The sequence below is a fragment of the Actinomadura atramentaria DSM 43919 genome, assembly GCF_000381885.1.
GTDB classification, from domain to species: Bacteria; Actinomycetota; Actinomycetes; order Streptosporangiales; family Streptosporangiaceae; genus Spirillospora; species Spirillospora atramentaria.
Genome location: NZ_KB907224.1, coordinates 1 through 15,720 on the forward strand (window position 1 = coordinate 1; position 15,720 = coordinate 15,720).

Annotated in this window: 13 protein-coding genes; 4 read left to right on the forward strand and 9 right to left on the reverse strand. The window is 77.7% G+C overall.

Annotation, left to right across the window (positions count from 1 at the left end; all coding sequences use genetic code 11):
- Window positions 1-215 precede the first annotated feature (215 nt).
- The 6 genes from G339_RS0128710 to G339_RS40950 form a co-directional block, all read right to left on the reverse strand.
- Entirely contained in the window at window positions 216-2,333 is a 2,118-nt protein-coding gene (locus G339_RS0128710) for a glycosyltransferase family 39 protein (RefSeq protein WP_019634517.1), read from the reverse strand.
- Window positions 2,330-4,507 carry an ArnT family glycosyltransferase gene (locus tag G339_RS40940; protein WP_084693472.1) on the reverse strand — a complete coding sequence of 726 codons (2,178 nt, stop codon included), beginning with the start codon at window positions 4,505-4,507 and terminating at the stop codon, window positions 2,330-2,332. Before G339_RS40940 ends, G339_RS0128710 begins: the two co-directional genes overlap by 4 nt.
- Window positions 4,508-4,512: 5 nt before the next feature.
- Complete coding sequence (locus G339_RS40945; RefSeq protein ID WP_019634519.1) at window positions 4,513-5,811, reverse strand: glycosyltransferase; 1,299 nt, start codon at window positions 5,809-5,811, stop codon at window positions 4,513-4,515.
- A gap of 70 nt (window positions 5,812-5,881) precedes the next feature.
- Entirely contained in the window at window positions 5,882-7,384 is a 1,503-nt protein-coding gene (locus G339_RS0128725) for a sensor histidine kinase (RefSeq protein ID WP_240489929.1), read from the reverse strand.
- Window positions 7,385-7,391: 7 nt separating this feature from the next.
- Entirely contained in the window at window positions 7,392-8,114 is a 723-nt protein-coding gene (locus G339_RS0128730) for a response regulator transcription factor (RefSeq protein WP_019634521.1), read from the reverse strand.
- Window positions 8,115-8,213: 99 nt separating this feature from the next.
- Window positions 8,214-9,482: a hypothetical protein gene (locus G339_RS40950; RefSeq protein WP_019634522.1), complete on the reverse strand. Its 1,269-nt coding sequence runs from the start codon at window positions 9,480-9,482 to the stop codon at window positions 8,214-8,216.
- A gap of 124 nt (window positions 9,483-9,606) precedes the next feature.
- Between G339_RS40950 and G339_RS38250 the strand changes: the two genes are divergently transcribed.
- Window positions 9,607-10,128, forward strand: a complete 522-nt coding sequence (locus G339_RS38250) for a GNAT family N-acetyltransferase (RefSeq protein WP_019634523.1) — start codon at window positions 9,607-9,609, stop codon at window positions 10,126-10,128.
- 14 nt (window positions 10,129-10,142) lie between these two features.
- Here G339_RS38250 and G339_RS0128745 read toward each other — a convergent pair whose 3' ends face one another.
- Together G339_RS0128745 and G339_RS0128750 are read right to left on the reverse strand one after the other, a co-directional pair.
- Window positions 10,143-10,967, reverse strand: a complete 825-nt coding sequence (locus G339_RS0128745) for an ABC transporter permease (protein ID WP_019634524.1) — start codon at window positions 10,965-10,967, stop codon at window positions 10,143-10,145.
- The gene (locus tag G339_RS0128750; RefSeq protein ID WP_019634525.1) at window positions 10,964-11,941 is read right to left on the reverse strand and encodes a daunorubicin resistance protein DrrA family ABC transporter ATP-binding protein; all 978 of its coding nucleotides are present in this window, start codon (window positions 11,939-11,941) and stop codon (window positions 10,964-10,966) included. The genes G339_RS0128745 and G339_RS0128750 overlap by 4 nt, the downstream gene beginning before the upstream one ends.
- Before the next feature lie 101 nt (window positions 11,942-12,042).
- On the opposite strand from G339_RS0128750, the gene G339_RS0128755 reads away from it, so the two are divergent.
- The 3 genes from G339_RS0128755 (at window position 12,043) to G339_RS0128765 (ending at window position 14,247) form a co-directional block, all read left to right on the forward strand.
- Window positions 12,043-12,762, forward strand: coding sequence for a TetR/AcrR family transcriptional regulator (locus G339_RS0128755; RefSeq protein WP_026341867.1), 720 nt, complete (start codon window positions 12,043-12,045; stop codon window positions 12,760-12,762).
- A gap of 138 nt (window positions 12,763-12,900) precedes the next feature.
- Window positions 12,901-13,812: an RNA polymerase sigma factor SigJ gene (sigJ, locus tag G339_RS0128760; RefSeq protein ID WP_019634527.1), complete on the forward strand. Its 912-nt coding sequence runs from the start codon at window positions 12,901-12,903 to the stop codon at window positions 13,810-13,812.
- Between the two features lie 51 nt (window positions 13,813-13,863).
- Complete coding sequence (locus tag G339_RS0128765; RefSeq protein ID WP_019634528.1) at window positions 13,864-14,247, forward strand: DoxX family protein; 384 nt, start codon at window positions 13,864-13,866, stop codon at window positions 14,245-14,247.
- Window positions 14,248-14,253: 6 nt separating this feature from the next.
- Here the strand turns inward: G339_RS0128765 and G339_RS35665 are convergent, their stop codons facing one another.
- A complete protein-coding gene (locus G339_RS35665) occupies window positions 14,254-15,402 on the reverse strand; it encodes a site-specific integrase (RefSeq protein WP_019634529.1) in 1,149 nt (382 codons plus the stop codon).
- Window positions 15,403-15,720: the final 318 nt, after the last annotated feature.

Sequence of the window (15,720 nt, forward strand, 5' to 3'; positions counted from 1 at the left end):
CGGGGGTGGGCCGGGTGCTCTGCCCACCCGGCCCACCCCCGCAACCCTGCCCGCACCGGCCGCCCCCAACCCCGCACCCAGCCTCGCACCGGCCGCCGCCGGACGCGCCGCCGCGCCCCACGGCAGGTCAGGACCCGATCAGGACCCGATCAGGACCCGATCAGGACCCGATCAGGACCCGATCAGGACCCGATCAGGACCCGATCAGGACCCGATCAGGACGCGGTGAGGTCGTACAGGGTCGTGCCCGCGACCGTCCGGGCCGTGAACGACCGCTCCACCCACTCCGCGATCGAGCGGGCCGCGTCGCTGCCGCTGGACGCGCGCCCCGCCGTCCCCGACCCGCCCACGAAGTAGTGGACCCGCCCCGCGGCGACCAGCCGCTTGAACTCCGCCAGCGTCGGAGCCGGGTCCGTGCCGTTGAACCCGCCGACCGCCATCACCGGACGGCCGCTCGCCAACTGGTACCCCGCCGCGTTGTTCGACCCCACCACCGCCGCCGCCCACCGGAACGACGACGCGTCCCGCCGCAGCAGCGCGGTGACCCGCGCGTCCGGCGTCGCCGCCGACAGCAGGCCCCCGCCGAAACCGCCCGGACCGCCCCGCCCGCCGGCACGGCCGCCCTGACCCGCGCCCGCACCGCCGGGCCGCCCGCCCGGCTGAACGCCCGGCTGGACGCCGGGAGGACCGCCGCCGAACGCCGCGCCCGGCCCGCCCCGCTGCCCGCCGCCCGGAGCACCGCCCGGCCCGCCGCCGAAACCGCCCCGGCCGCCCCCGCCCGCGCGCGGCCCGAACCCGCCGAAGCCGCCGCCGGTCGCCGGGCCCGCCGTCACGATCGACCCCGAATGCGGCGTCGCGGCCGTCTGCACCGCGTACGCCACCGGACCCGCCAGGCACGCCACCGCCGCCAGCGCCGCACCGGCCGCCGCGCCCCACCGCGCCCCGCGACCGGCGCCCGTGCCGCCCGCCGTGCGGGGCAGCGCCACCGCCAGCGCGAGCGCCGCCGCCGTTCCCGCGACCGCCGTCAGCGGACGCAGCCACGGATGCCACTCCGGCGTCCGGCCCAGCAGCACCCACGCCCACGCCGCCGTCGCCGCGACCGCCACCGCCGCCGCCCCGGCCGCGTGCGGGGACCGCCGCCGCTCCCACACCGCCGCGCCGCCGATCCCCACCAGCGCCGCGACCGCCGGGGCCAGCGCCACTGTGTAGTACTCGTGGAAGATCCCCCGCATGAGACTGAACACTCCGCCGGTGACCAGCAGCCACCCGCCCCACAGCGCCAGCGCCGCCCGCACCCGGTCCGTGCGCGACGCGCCCCGCACCGCCCACAGCCCCGCCGCCAGCAGGACCAGCGCCCCCGGGACGAGCCACGACACCTGGCCGCCGACCGCCGGGCCGAACATCCGCGCCCACCCCGCGTCCTGGTCGGTGTTGCCCAGCCCGCCGGTCTCCGCGCCGCTCAACCGGCCCAGCCCGTTGTAGCCCAGCGCCAGCTCCAGCACGCTGTCGTGCTGCGACCCCCCGATATAGGGGCGCGAACCCGACGGGACGAGCGCGACCGCCGCCACCCACCAGCCCGCCGCGACCACCAGCGCCGCACCGCCCGCGACCAGCCGCCCCACCCGGCCCCGCGCCCGCCCCGGCCCCGCCGCCAGGTACACGGCCGCGAACACCGGGACCACCAGGAACGCCTGCAGCATCTTCGCCATGAACCCGCAGCCGACCAGCGCACCGCACGCCACCACCCACCGCGCCCGCTCGTCCTCGCACGCCCGCAGCAGCGCGTACGCCGCCGCGACCAGCAGCAGCACCAGCAGCGCGTCGGGGTTGTCGAAACGGAACATCAGCGCCGCGACCGGCGTCGTCGCCAGCGCCGCGCCCGCCGCCAGCGCGGGCAGGACGCTCGCGCGCGTCCCGCCCAGGACCCGCCGCACCGACGCGTACAGCACGCCCACCGACGCGACGCCCATCAGCGCCTGCGGCACCAGCAGACTCCACGGGTTCACCCCGAACAGCCGCGCCGACAGCGCCATCGGCCACAGCGCCCCCGGCGTCTTGTCGACGGTGATCGCGTTGCCCGCGTCCGACGACCCGAAGAAGAACGCCGTCCAGTCCTGCGACCCGGCCTGCGCCGCCGCCGCGTAGAACGCGTTCGCCCACCCCGACGCCCCCAGATCCCACAGGTACAGCGCCGCCATCGCCGCCAGCAGCACCGCCAGCGCCGGACGCGCCCACACCGGGTCCCGCGGCGCGCCCCGCGCCAGCCGCGCCAGCCGCGCGCGGCGCCCGGGGGACGGGCGGGCCGGGGCGCCGCGCCGCAGCGTCGCCGTCACGACGCCCCCAGCCGGTACAGGCCCGCCGACGAACCCGCCGAACCCGAGGAACCGGTGTCCTGGGAGGTTCCGCCGTACTGCGACGCCGGGACGGCCGTGCCGTGCGCGCGGACCCACGCCGTCACCGCGTCGTTCCCGCCGTCCGGACCGAACCCGCCGCCCAGCAGCACGAACTTCACCTGCCCCGACGCGACCAGCCCCTGCAGCTTCGCGACCGTCATCGCCGGATCGGAGCCGGTGAACCCGCCCATCGCGATCACCGGACGGCCCGTCCGCAGGATCACCGACGACGCCGACTGCGCGCTCGACACCGCCACCAGCCACCGCGCCGAACCCTGCTCCCGCTCCAGATACGACACCATCGCCGAATCCAGGCCGCCGCCGGGACCGCCCCCGAACCCGCCGCGCCCACCACCCGGCCGCATCCCACCGGACGGGACACCACTCGGCGCGTTCCCGGACGCGTTCCCGGAGGCACCGCCGGAAGCACCGCCCGGCGTCCCGGAGGCACCGCCCGGCATACCGCCGGCCGCGCCACCCGGCGCACCGCCGGGCATGCCGCCCGGCCCGCCCGGGAACCCGCCGCGCGTTCCGCCGCGCGACGGGCCGCCGCCGGGGAACCCGCCGCCCGACGACGGCCCCGCCAGGGGATTGGTGCCGTTCACCGGGGACGCCGCCGCCGCGACCGCGTACGCGCCCGGCCCCGCCAGCCCCGCGAACACCGCCGCCGCCAGCGCGCCCGGCACCACGACGTGCCACACGCCCGGCCGCAGCCCCGGCAGGTACCGGCCCGCCAGCAGACCCAGCACCGCCGCGACGGCGGCGGCCGCGACCGCCCACCGCAGCCACGGGTGCCACTGCGGCGTCCGCGCCAGCAGCGCGAACGCCCACCCGCCCGTCACCGCGACGCACACCGGCACCGCCCACGCCCACCGCGGCCGCCGGTACAGCGCCGCCAGCAGCGGCACGCCCGCCCCGCACAGCGCCGCGACCGCCGGGGCCATCGCCGTCGAGTAGTACGGGTGGAACGTCCCCTCCGCGAAACTGAACACCGCGAAGTGGACCGCCAGCCACAGCCCCCACAGCAGCAGCGCCGCGCCCCGCAGGTCCCGGCGGGGCCGCCACGCCAGCGCCAGCGCCCCCACCAGCAGCGACAGTGCCGCCAGCGGCAGCAGCCAGGAGATCTGCCCGCCCAGCACGTCGTTGAACAGCCGGCCCGCGCCCGGCTCCCCGCCGAACCCGCCGCTCTGCCCGCCGCCGCCCGGCCCGGACCGGCCGAAGATCCGGCCGAGGCCGTTGTAGCCGACGACCAGGTCCCACACCGTCCCGTCCGTGCTGCCCCCGATGAACGGACGCGACCGCGCCGGGATCGCATCGACCAGCAGCGTCCACCACAGGCTCGACACCGCCAGCACCGCGCCCGCCGCGACCAGGTGCGCCAGCCGCCGCCAGATCCCCGGCCGCGCCGCCACCAGATACACCGCCGCCAGCGCCGGGACGACCAGGAACGCCTGCAGCATCTTGGTGTTGAACCCGCAGCCGACCAGGAACGCCGCCAGCAGCAGCATCCGGACCCGGCCGCCCGCCACCGCGCGCTGCGCCGCCCACGCCGCCCCGACCAGCAGCAGCACCAGCAGCGTGTCGGGGTTGTTGTCCCGGTCGATCGCGACCGTGATCGGCGTCAGCGTCAGGACCACCGCCGCGGCCAGCGCCGCCGCCGGGCCGAACGCCCGCCGCACCGTCTGGTGCAGGACCGCCACCGACGCCGTCCCCGCCAGCGCCTGCGGCAGCAGCAGCGACCACGTCGAGAACCCCAGCACCCGCGCGAACAGCCCCTGGACCCACAGCGCCATCGGCGGCTTGTCGACCGTGATGAACGACCCCGCGTCCAGCGACCCGAAGAAGAACGCCTTCCAGCTCTGCGTCCCGCTCTTCACCGCCGCCGAATAGTAGGCGTTGGCGTCCCCGCCGCCCGGCAGATTCCACGTGTACAGGGCGCACGCGACCGCCAGGACCGCCCACAGCGCCGGACGCGACCAGCGCGGATCGTCCGGACCCCCCAGCAGCAGCCGCCGCACCCGCGACCCTGGGCCCGCGCCCGGACGGCCCACCGAACCCGACCGCGAACCCGACCGCGCCCCCGACCGTGTTCCTGTCAGCGTTCCCGTCAGCATTCCCGTCACGCCATCTCCCCGGTCTCGTCGCCCTCGGTCCGGGCGGCCTCCGCCGCGCGCGGCCGGAAGATCCACACCCGCATCAGCAGGAACCGCGCCAGCGTCGCCGCCGCGTTCGCCGCGACCAGCGCCGCGACCTCCACCGCCCGCGGCGCGCCCGGCGCCGCCGCGTGCAGCGCCGCCAGCCCCCCGCTGCTCAGCGCCAGCCCCAGCAGGAACGCCAGCCCGCCCTGGAGCTGGTGGCGCAGCGCCCCGCCCGGCCCCCGCACCCCGAACGTGAACCGCCGGTTCGCCGCGGTGTTCCCCACCGCCGTCACCACCAGCGACAGCGCGTTCGCCGCCAGCGGCCCCATCACCAGCCGCAGCAGCACGAACAGCACGAGCTGCGCGGCCGTGCTCACCGCCCCGATCACCGCGAACGCCGGAAGCTGCCGCGCCATCCCCGCCGGCAGACCCGCCGGAAGCCCCGCCCCCGCGGCGGCGTCGGGCGCGGCGGGGCGGCGGCGGACCGGGGCGGCGAACCCGCCCGACGCCATCCGCCGCGCCACCCGCGCCATCCCCCGCAGGTCGTCGCGGGCCGTCCGCCACACGTCCACCCGGCTGTCGGGGTCGTCGACCCAGTCCACCGGGACCTCGTGGATGCGCAGCCCGTTGCGCTCGGCCAGCAGCAGCAGCTCGGTGTCGAAGAACCACTCCTGGTCCTCCACGCGCGGCAGCAGCGCCTGCGCGATCTCCGTCCGCGCCGCCTTGAACCCGCACTGCGCGTCGGTGAACCGCGCCGCCAGCGCCGTGCGCAGCAGCAGGTTGTAGCAGCGGGAGATCACCTCGCGGCGCGGGCCCCGCACCACCGCCGCGCCCCGCGTCAGGCGGCTCCCGATCGCCAGGTCGCTGTGCCCGGAGATCAGCGGCGCGACCAGCGGCAGGAACGCGTCCAGGTCCGTGGACAGGTCCACGTCCATGTACGCGACGACGTCGGCGTCGCTGGCCCCCCACACGTGCCGCAGCGCCCGGCCCCGGCCCTTGCGCTCCAGCCGCACCGCCCGCACGTGCCGCAGCTCGGCGGTCATCCGCTCCGCCACCCACCAGGTGGCGTCGGTGCTGGCGTTGTCGGCGATCGTGATCCGGAACGGGTACGGGAACGACCCGTCCAGATAGGCGTGCAGGCGGCGGACGCTGGCCTCCAGCACCCGCTCCTCGTTGTGGACGGGGACGACGACCTCGACGAGGCGTTCCCGGCGCTCGTGCGCCCGCGGCGGTCCGGGCGGCACGTCCGGCGTGCCGCGCTCGGTGGTCAGGTGGCTCATGGGGACCACGCTCGGCGGCCGGTCTGGGCCGCCCCTGAGCCCCGCGTTAACGCCCCATGAGAATCGGGGATCAGGGGGCGGGTTCGGCCGCCGACCCCGGGAACACCGCCCGCACCAGCGTCCCCCCGCCCTCGGCGCGCTCCAGCGCGACCCGGCCGCCCGCCTCCGCCACCACCCGCGCCACGATCGACAGGCCCAGCCCCGACCCCGGCAGGCTCCGCGCCGACGGCGACCGCCAGAACCGCTCGAACACGTGCGGGAGGTCCTCCTCGGGGACGCCCGGGCCCTCGTCGGCGACGGTCAGCTCACCGCCGTCCAGCCGCACCCGCACCGTCCCGCCCGGCGGCGAGAACTTCACCGCGTTGTCCAGCAGGTTCACCACCGCGCGCTCCAGCGACGCCGGGTCCCCGCGCACGAACCACGGCTCGGCGGACGCGTCCAGGCGCAGGCCCGGGCCGCGCAGCCGCGCCCGCTCCACCGCCCGCTCCACCACCGCGTGCAGCGCGACCGCGCCGCTGGCGGGCTCCCGCTCGGCGGGACGGGCCAGCTCCAGCAGGTCCCCCACCAGGCTCGACAGCTCCAGCATCTGCGCCTTCACGCTCACCAGCAGCCGGTGCCGCGTCCCCGGCGGCAGCGGGCGGCCCGTCTGCTCCGACCGCAGCAGCAGGTCGATGTTGGTGCGCAGGCTCGTCAGCGGCGTCCGCAGCTCGTGCCCGGCGTCGGCGATGAGCTGTTGCTGGCGCTCCCGCGACCCCGCCAGCGCCGCCGTCATCGTGTTGAACGACCGGCTCAGCCGCGCGATCTCGTCCGCGCCGTGCGCGGGGATGCGGGTGTCCAGGTCCTCGGTGCGGGCGATGTGCTCCACCACGTCGGTCAGCTCGTCCACCGGACGCAGCGACGCCCGCGCGATCATCAGGCCCGCGCCCGCCGACACCAGCACCCCGAACGCCGACACCGCGATCAGCGCCAGCGCCAGGTCCTTCAACGGGCGGTCCACCTGGTCCAGGCGGATCGCGTACGACACCGCCGCCCGCGACCCGTCCGACGTCCGCAGCGGCCGCGTCAGGACCCGCACCGCGACCTTCGACCCGTCCGACGTCACGCCCTCCCCGTCGTGGACGGCCTGGTCGCGGGTGCCCGCAGCGACCCGCCGGTCCGCGGCCGACACCGTCAGCGCGCCCCCGTCGGGGACCGTGCAGCGCCGCCCGTCCGCGCGGACGAGCTGCAGGACGTCCGAGGGCACCGGCGGCCGCAGCTCCCCGGTCGCCGCCACCGGATCGGCCGAGCACTGCTCCAGCCACCGCTGGTACAGCAGCAGGCGGCGCTGGCCGCCGCGCAGCGGACCCCCGTCCTGCCCGCCCGGCTCCGGGCCGCCCCGCGCGTCGGGGTCGCCCGGCGGGCCGCTGAACGCCCCCAGCCGCCGGTCCAGCTCCCGGTAGAGCTGGTCGCGGACCAGGAACCACGACAGCGTCGCGCACGCCGCCACCGCCACTGCCACCGCCGTCGCGATCAGCAGCGCCAGCCGGCCCCGCAGCGGCAGCCGCCGCAACCCCATCCGCCCGACCCGCCTCACCGCGCGCTCACGCCCGCGCGCGCAGCACGTAGCCCACGCCCCGCACCGTGTGGACCAGCCGCGGCAGCCCCCCCGCCTCGGTCTTGCGCCGCAGGTACATCACGTACACGTCCAGCGAGTTCGACGCGGGCTCGAAATCGAACCCCCACACCGTCTCCAGGATCTGCTCGCGCGTCAGGACCTGCCGGGGATGCGCCAGGAACATCTCCAGCAGCATGTACTCGGTCCGCGTCAACCCCAGCGGACGGCCCCCGCGCGTCACCTCCCTGGTGACGGTGTCCATCCGCAGGTCCTCGAACGCCAGGACGTCCCCCGCCTCCGCCGCCTGCGGCGCCGTCATCGTGCTGCGCCGCAGCAGCGCCCTGATCCGCGCCAGCAGCTCGTCCAGCTCGAACGGCTTCACCAGGTAGTCGTCGGCGCCCGCGTCCAGGCCCGTCACCCGGTCCCCGACCATGTCCCGCGCCGTCAGCATCAGCACCGGCATCACCTCGCCCTGCGCGCGCAGCCGCCGGCACGTCGTCAACCCGTCCATCCGCGGCATCAGCACGTCCAGCACGATCAGATCAGGCCGCCGCTGCGCGACCCGCTCCAGCGCCAGCGTCCCGTCGGCGGCCTCGTCCACCCGGTAGCCCTCGAACTCCAGGCTCCCCGCCAGCGACTCGCGCACCGCGGGCTCGTCGTCCACGACCAGGATCCGCGCCCCGCCCGCGTCCTGCCCTCCCGCGTCCATGCACCCACCGTAACCAGCGGGGCCCGCGCGCCCGACGGGACGAGGCGATTCTCATGCGGCTTTCAGGAACTTCTGAGCCGCCCCTCACCCTGCGCCGGGCTAGGGCTCGGCGGTCGCCGCCGCCCACGCGTCGCCCGCCGGGGAGCCGGCGGGCGGCGCGTCGCCGGACGGGCGGACCGCCGACTCGAGCCCCGCCCGCGCCGCCGCCACGACCGCGTTCCGCGCCGCGTCCAGCATCAGCCCCCGCAACCGCTCCCGCAGCACCAGCCGCAGCGCCTCGCGCATCAGCTCCGCCAGCACCGCCTCCACCGCCACCGCCGTCGCGCGCGCCGCCGCCCGGCCCGCCAGGTCCCGCGCCGTCCGCGCCACCGCGCTGCCCGCCACACCCCCCGCGATGCCCGCCAGCAGACCGCCCGCCGTCCGCGCCGCGTCGCTGCCCGCCGCGCGCACCACCAGGTCCGCCGCCGGATACGCGCCCGCCGCGTCCCGCGCCCGCTCCCAGGCCCGCCCGCCCCACACCGACGCCGCGTCGCGGACGGCCTCGCGGGCCGTCTCCCGCACCACCTGCGCGACGACGTCGCCGCCGACCTCCAGCACCGCCCGCGCCGCCGCGTCCGCGACCGCGTCCAGCGCCGCGTCCGCGACCTGCCGCGTCGCGGCCCGCACCACCGGGGACGCCGCCACCGTCCGGCCCGCCTCGTTCACCGCGTCCGACACGGCGTCCGACACCGCGTCCAGCGCCGAGGACGTCGCCGCGCGGGCCAGGGGACTCGCGGCCGCCAGCCGCGCCGCGCGCCGCACCGCCGTCGTCGTCAGCTCCAGCGCCGTCCCCGTCACCGGGTTGGACCCGGCCGCCGCGCGCGCCTCGGCGACCGCCCGCTCGGCCGCGGCCACCGCCAGCCGCACCGCCGCCTCGTGCGCGGCGCGCTCCACCGCCCGCATCGCCGGCGTCCCCGCCAGCCGGTCCACCACCCGCTCGGCCGCGCCGCCCACCGCGCCGCGCGCCAGCTCCCGCGCGGCCCCGACCGCGTTCTCCCCGACCACGTCGCGGGCGATGTCGCGGGCGATGTCGCGGGCCGCCTCGCCGGCCGCGCCGCGCGCCGGGCCCGTCAGCTCGCCCGCGCGGCGCGCCGCCGCGCCCGCCGCCGGGGCCAGCCCCGCCCACAGCTCCTCCAACCGGTCCGCCGCCGCCCGGTCCCACCGCGCCGCCAGCTCCCGCACCCCCGGCCACTCGGGACCGGCCGGGGCGTCGGCGGGTCCGTCGATAGGCCCGTCGATGGGCCCGTCGGCGGGCGGGGTGCGCGGCGCGGGCGCCGCGGGCTCCACCGCCCCGCCCGGCTCCGCCCCGCCCGCGTCCGGGCCGCTCATGCCGTTACGCTGTGCGTCCACGCCGGACCCCCGCTCATCGCACCGATTCCCTGTCACGATAACTGCCGTTCGACCGGATTCGGTTCCCGCCGCGGGCGCCGGTCGCCACCCCAGGGGAGGACCCGTGACCCAGCCGTGGGCCGTACGGCCCGAGACCGCCGCCGACCGCGCCGCCGTCCGCCGCGTCGTGACCGAGGCGTTCCCGACCCCCGCCGAGGCCGACCTGGTCGACGCGCTGCGCGCCGACCCCGCCTGGCTGCCCGGCCTGTCCTGGGTCGCGACCGGCCCCGGCGGCGAGATCGCCGGGCACGCGCTCCTCACCCGCTGCCGCATCGCCGAACCCGGCGGGCGCGCGGGGGACGCGGTGGCGCTCGCGCCCGTCGCCGTCCGGCCCGCCCGGCAGCGGACCGGCGCGGGCACCGCCGTCGTCGGGGCCGCCCTGGACGCCGCCCGCCGCGCCGGGGAGACCCTCGCCGTCGTGCTGGGCGACCCCGCCTACTACCCGCGGTTCGGGTTCGTCCCGGCGTCCCGGTTCGGCGTCCGCGCGCCGTTCGAGGTCCCCGCGGACGCGCTGATGGCGCTGCCGCTGCGCGACGGCCCCGTCCCGGCCGGGACGATCCGCTACCCGGCGCCCTTCGGGGTGTGAGGGACGGCGGCGGGTCAGCGGCCGCGCCGCCGGTAGGCGCGGGCCGTCAGCGGGACGAACACCGCCAGCAGCGCCGCCGACCACCCCAGCACCGCCAGCGACGGATGCGCCAGCGGCCACGGCGCGTCCCCCGCCGGAACCCCCGGGTTCCCGAACAGCACCCGGTTGGACGCCGTCAGCGCGCTCACCGGACTCCACTCCGCGACCGTCCGCAGCCACCCCGGCATCCCCGCCGTGGGAACGTAGGCGTTCGACAGCATCGACAGCGGCAGCACCAGCGGCCCCAGCCGGTCGGCGACCTCCTCGCTGCGCGCGACCAGCCCCAGGTAGCAGCCCAGCCAGCTCAGCGCGTACCGCAGCACCAGCAGCAGCGCGAACGCCTCCGCCGCGCGCACCGCGCCCCGGTGCGGCGCCCACCCGACCAGCAGGCCCGCCCCCACCATGACCACCAGGCCGAGGGAGCCGCCGACCAGGTCCGCGCCGGTGTGCCCGAACGGCACCGCCGACCGCGCCATCGGCATCGCCCGGAACCGGTCCATCACCCCCTTCTCGGCGTCGGCGGCGACCTTCTGCGTCACCGCCATCAGCGACGTCAGCGTCACCATCGAGAACAGGCCCGGCATCAGGAACTCGCGGTAGTCCCCGCCGCCCGGCACGCTGATCGCGCTGCCGAACACGTACCCGAACAGCACGACCATCACGGCCGGGAACACCAGCGCCCCGACCAGCTCGCCCGGCCGGTGCCGCAGGTGCCCCAGCTCGCGGCCGACCAGCGCCGCGCCGTCGCTGAACGTCCACCGCAGCCGCGCCAGCCGGCCCGGGACCGCCGCCGCGCTCATCGGGCCGCCGCCGGTGCCGCGTCCGGTGCCGTGTTCTCGGCGGGGCGGCCGGTCAGGGACAGGAACACCTCGTCCAGCGTCGGGCGGCGCAGCGCCACGTCGGCGGCGTCGACCCCGGCGCGGTCCAGCGCCCGCACCGCCTCGGCCAGCCGCACCGCGCCCGCCGCGACCGGGACGCTGAACCGGCCCGGCCCGGCCTCGACGGCCGGGCGCGCGCCCGGCAGCGTCGCCAGCGCCGCCGCCGTCGCCGCGGCCTGCGCGGGGTCGGCGACGACGACGTCCAGGTGGTCCCCGATCCGCGCCTTCAGCGCGTCGGGGCTGCCGGTGGCGATGACGCGGCCGTGGTCGACGACCGCGATCTGGTCGGCGAGCCGGTCGGCCTCCTCCAGGTACTGGGTGGTCAGCAGCACCGTCGTGCCGTCGGCGGCCAGCGCGCGGACCGCGTCCCAGATCCCGGTGCGGCCGCGCGGGTCCAGGCCCGTCGTCGGCTCGTCCAGGAACAGCACGTCGGGCCGCAGGATCAGGCTCGCGACCAGGTCCAGGCGGCGGCGCATCCCGCCGGAGTAGCCGCCCGCCAGGCGGTCGGCGGCCGCGGCCAGCCCGAACCGCTCCAGCAGCTCGTCGGCGCGGGCGCGCGCCGCGCGGCGCGTCAGGTGGTGCAGCCGCCCGAACATGCGCAGGTTCTCGCGGCCGGTGAGCCGCCCGTCGACGGCCGCGTGCTGCCCGGCCAGGCCGATGCGGGCGCGGACGCGGTCGGCGTCGCGGACGACGTCGAACCCGGCGACGCGGGCGCGCCCGGCGTCGGGGCCGGTGAGCGTGGCCAGGACGCGGACGGCGGTGGTCTTGCCCGCGCCGTTGGGGCCGAGGACCCCGCAGACCGTCCCGGCGGGCACCGCCAGGTCCAGTCCGCGCAGCGCGCGCGTGGCGCCGAAGCGCTTGTGCAGCCCCTCGGCCAGGACGATCGGGTCGGACATCGGACCCCCCATTGGGTACATCGTACGCAGTCGGATGCCGCGAGGGTAGGCCACTGGGTACGACGTACGCAACTACACTCCTCCGACGTGAGGTGCAGCAGGTGAGCGACGACCAGGACCAGCCGATCTGGACGCGGCCCGAACGGCCCGCCCGCGGCCCCCGCCCGGCCTACAGCCGCGCGCGGATCACCGAGACGGCCGTCGCCATCGCCGACGCCGAGGGCATCGCCGCCGCCTCCATGCGCCGCATCGCCGCCGACCTCGGCACCGGCGCGATGTCGCTGTACCGGTACGTGCCCTCCCGCGACGACCTCGTCGAACTGATGGTCGAGCACGCCTTCGGCGAACTCGACCTGCCCGACCGGCCCAGCGGCGACTGGCGCGCCGACCTGCGCCTGGGCGCGCACCGCCAGCACGACGCCCTGCTGCGCCACCCCTGGCTCGTCGACGTCCTGCGCGTCCGGCCCGCCTTCGGCCCCCACCAGCTCCGCTACATCGAGTTCATGATGGGCTCGCTGGACGTCGGCATCCCGATCGACGACATCATGACCTATGCCGGACTCGTCTCCTCCTTCGTCACCGACGCCGCCCGCGACGAACTCCAGTGGGCCGAGATCACCCGCCGCACCGGCCGCACCGAGGCCGAGTGGATGCGCGCCAACGCCGCCTACGTCGCCTCGGTCGTCGAATCCGGCCGCTACCCCATGATGACCCGCATCGTCCGCGACGCCCGCCGCCCCCACCTGCCCGCCGGGCAGCGCTTCGAGCACGACCTCGAACGCGTCCTGGACTGCGTCGCCGCCATGCTGCCCCCCGCCTGACGGCCCGGCCCGCGGGTGAGCCCGGTCACCGCCGTTCATGGACCGCGGCGGTGTTCCGTCTTGGTTCACGAGCGACGAACGGAGACGCCATGACCACCCCCACCGCCGCAGCGCCCGGCGCGATCGGCCGCTGACCCGATGCCCGCCCCCGACCCCTACGCCGACCTGCGGCCCCGGGCCTTCGCCATCGCCTACCAGATGCTCGGCAGCGTCGGCGACGCCGAAGACGTCGTGCAGGAGGCGCTCCTGCGCCTGCACCGCGCCCGCCGCGACGGCGAGACGATCACCGCGCCGCGCGCGTACGTCTCCACCCTGGTCACCCGGCTGGCCATCGACCAGCTGCGCTCCGCGCGGGCGCGGCGGGAGCGGTACGTCGGCGAATGGCTCCCCGAACCGCTGGCCGCCGAGCCGTCGCCCGGCGAGCACGCCGAGACCGCCGACGCGCTGTCGCTCGCCGTCCTGGTGCTGCTGGAGACCCTCACACCGCGGCAGCGGGCCGCGTTCCTGCTCCGCGAGGTGTTCCAGTACCCCTACACCGACGTCGCCGAGATCATCGGCACCGACGTGGACACCACGCGGCACCTGGTCGCGCGGGCCCGCCGGCACGTCCGCGAACGCCGACCGCGCCACCGGGCCACCCGCGAGGAGCAGCGGCGACTCGCCGGACGCTTCTTCGCCGCCGTCCAGGACGGCGACCTGCCCGCACTGGAGGAACTGCTCGCGCGGGACGTCGCCATGCACGGCGACGGCGGCGGCCGGGTGCCCGCGCTCGGACGGCCCCTCAACGGACGGCGGCCCGTGGCGCGCGTCCTGGCCCGCACGGCGCCCCTGCTCGCCCGCGCCGGCGGCCTGCGCTTCCACCCCGCCCGGATCAACGGCCGGCCGGGCGCCCTGACCCTGGACGCGCGCGACCTCCTGGTCGCCGTGCTGAGCCTCGACATCGCCGACGGCCGCATCCAGACCATCCACTCCATCGTCAACCCCGACAAGCTCCGGCACCTCGGCCGGGTCGGCGACCTCGGCGCCCTGATCCGCGCCGACGACGCCTGAACCCGCACCGACCAACACCCCGGACCCAAGACCGTCGCAGGAGAACCCCTCATGAACCTCGCACTGTGGATCGGCGCCGGAATCCTGGCCGTGATCGCCCTCGCGGGCGGCGCCGTCAAGACGTCCGCGCCGAAGGAGAAGCTGGCCGCGTCGCCCGGCGGGGAATGGACGCGGGACGTCGGCGCCGGCGCCGTCAAGGCCCTCGGCGCGCTGGAGATCCTGGCCGCCGTCGGCCTGGTCCTCCCGGCCGCGACCGGCGTCGCGCCGGTCCTGGTGCCGGTCACCGCCCTGTGCTGGGTCCTGCTGATGGCCGGTGCGGCGACCGTCCACGGCCGACGCGGCGAACACCGGTTCGCGGCCCTGAACCTGGCCTACCTCGCGCTCGCGGCGTTCATCGCCTGGGGCCGCCTCGGACCGGAGTCCTTCACCGGCTGACGCCCCTCACAGGCCGAGGCGCGCCACCGGGTTGTCCAGGTGGCCGCGCCCCGACCGCCAGTAGTGCAGCACCATCATCAGCCCCGTCCACCGGCCGTGGTCGGCGATCCGGCTCGGCGCCGCGCCCGCCGTCGCCGCGCCCGTCGCGAACCCCGCCCGCAGCCCGTGCCAGGAGTACCGCGCCGGGTCCTCCAGCCGCGCCCCGTCCCGCCGCGCCCGCGCCACCGCCGCCCGCAGCAGGTCGTTGAGCGCCTGCCCGGTGATCGGCGCGGGCACCGGGCCACCCCGCCCCCCGTAACCGGGCGTCCCGGCGATCCGCCCGCGCCGGTCCACGCCCCGCACCAGCGGGCCGCCGCCCACCCCGTGCGCGGCCAGCGTGTCCAGCCACGCCCGCGTGATCCGCACCGGGCACGTCTCCAGATGCGCGCCGTAGGGGACGGGCACGTCCACCCCGCGCCCGTCCTGGTCGGTCTTGGACGCCGCGATCCGCACCGACAGGCCGTGCTCGGTGAACCGCACGTCCCCGACCCGCAGATTCCGCACCTCCGACGCCCGCGCCGCCAGCGCCAGCCCCAGCACCAGCGCGCACTGGTCCCGCAGCACCCGCACCGCCGCCAGCTCACCGGCCGCGACACCGTCCAGCAGGGCGTGGACCATCGGGCGCAGCACGTCCGCCGTGATCGGCAGCGACTGACGGGACCGGGGCAGCGGCACCGGCCCGGCCGTGCCCGCCGTCCCTCCCGTGTCGGCGGCGCGGTCGCGGCGCGCCCTGACCTCCCGCCGGTAGTCGCGCAGCGCCAGCCGCGCCAGCCGCGCGTTGACCGGCGTCCCGTTGAGCTGGTGCGCCGACTGCACGCACCCCAGCACCTGCTCGATCGTCGCCGGACCCGGCGGCCCGCCGTACTGCGTCACCGTCGTGGTCAGGTGGTGGACGTACTCGGCGAGCGTCGCCGCCGTCGCCGGCAGCGCCGACCGCCCCCGCAGCCAGCACCACCGCGAGAACGCCGCCCAGTGCCGCTCGTAGGCGCGGACCGTCGCCGGCGCCAGCCCCCCGCCGACCCGCGCCGCCGCCTCCGGCGACAGCGCGTCGTCCGGCGTCCGCGCGGGCGGCGCGACCGGCCGCCGCGCCGGACCCGGCGCCAACTCCGCGGGCACCGGCGAATCAGGAGGCTGCGCCGAGATCACCACACCGTCACCACACCGTCACCACGCCGTCACCACGCCGTCACCACGCTCCGTTCCATCGCGCCCGCACCGCCGCCCAGTGTGCCGCGCCGCCCGCCCCGCCGCGAACGCGCGGCACCCCGGGAACGCGAAAGGCGAGGGGGAACCCCTCGCCATATCCAACGTATAGCGCACCGGGGGGCTTGCGGCAAGACCCCCCTCGTGCCCCACAATCGTCGACCTCGGGCGCGCGACCTGCGCAAACGCCCACCCGCCAGCACGCACCACGGGCCGCCGCCGCGCGGCCCG

Coding starts and splice junctions, on each gene's coding strand:
- G339_RS0128750 (WP_019634525.1), bottom strand. CDS start 11,941: ATGTCCGACCCGATCGTCCTGGCCGAGGGGCTGCACAAGCGCTTCGGC.
- G339_RS40950 (WP_019634522.1), bottom strand. CDS start 9,482: ATGAGCGGCCCGGACGCGGGCGGGGCGGAGCCGGGCGGGGCGGTGGAG.
- G339_RS0128730 (WP_019634521.1), bottom strand. CDS start 8,114: ATGGACGCGGGAGGGCAGGACGCGGGCGGGGCGCGGATCCTGGTCGTG.
- G339_RS40940 (WP_084693472.1), bottom strand. CDS start 4,507: ATGCTGACGGGAACGCTGACAGGAACACGGTCGGGGGCGCGGTCGGGT.
- G339_RS0128765 (WP_019634528.1), top strand. CDS start 13,864: ATGAACCTCGCACTGTGGATCGGCGCCGGAATCCTGGCCGTGATCGCC.
- G339_RS0128745 (WP_019634524.1), bottom strand. CDS start 10,967: ATGAGCGCGGCGGCGGTCCCGGGCCGGCTGGCGCGGCTGCGGTGGACG.
- sigJ (WP_019634527.1), top strand. CDS start 12,901: ATGCCCGCCCCCGACCCCTACGCCGACCTGCGGCCCCGGGCCTTCGCC.
- G339_RS40945 (WP_019634519.1), bottom strand. CDS start 5,811: ATGAGCCACCTGACCACCGAGCGCGGCACGCCGGACGTGCCGCCCGGA.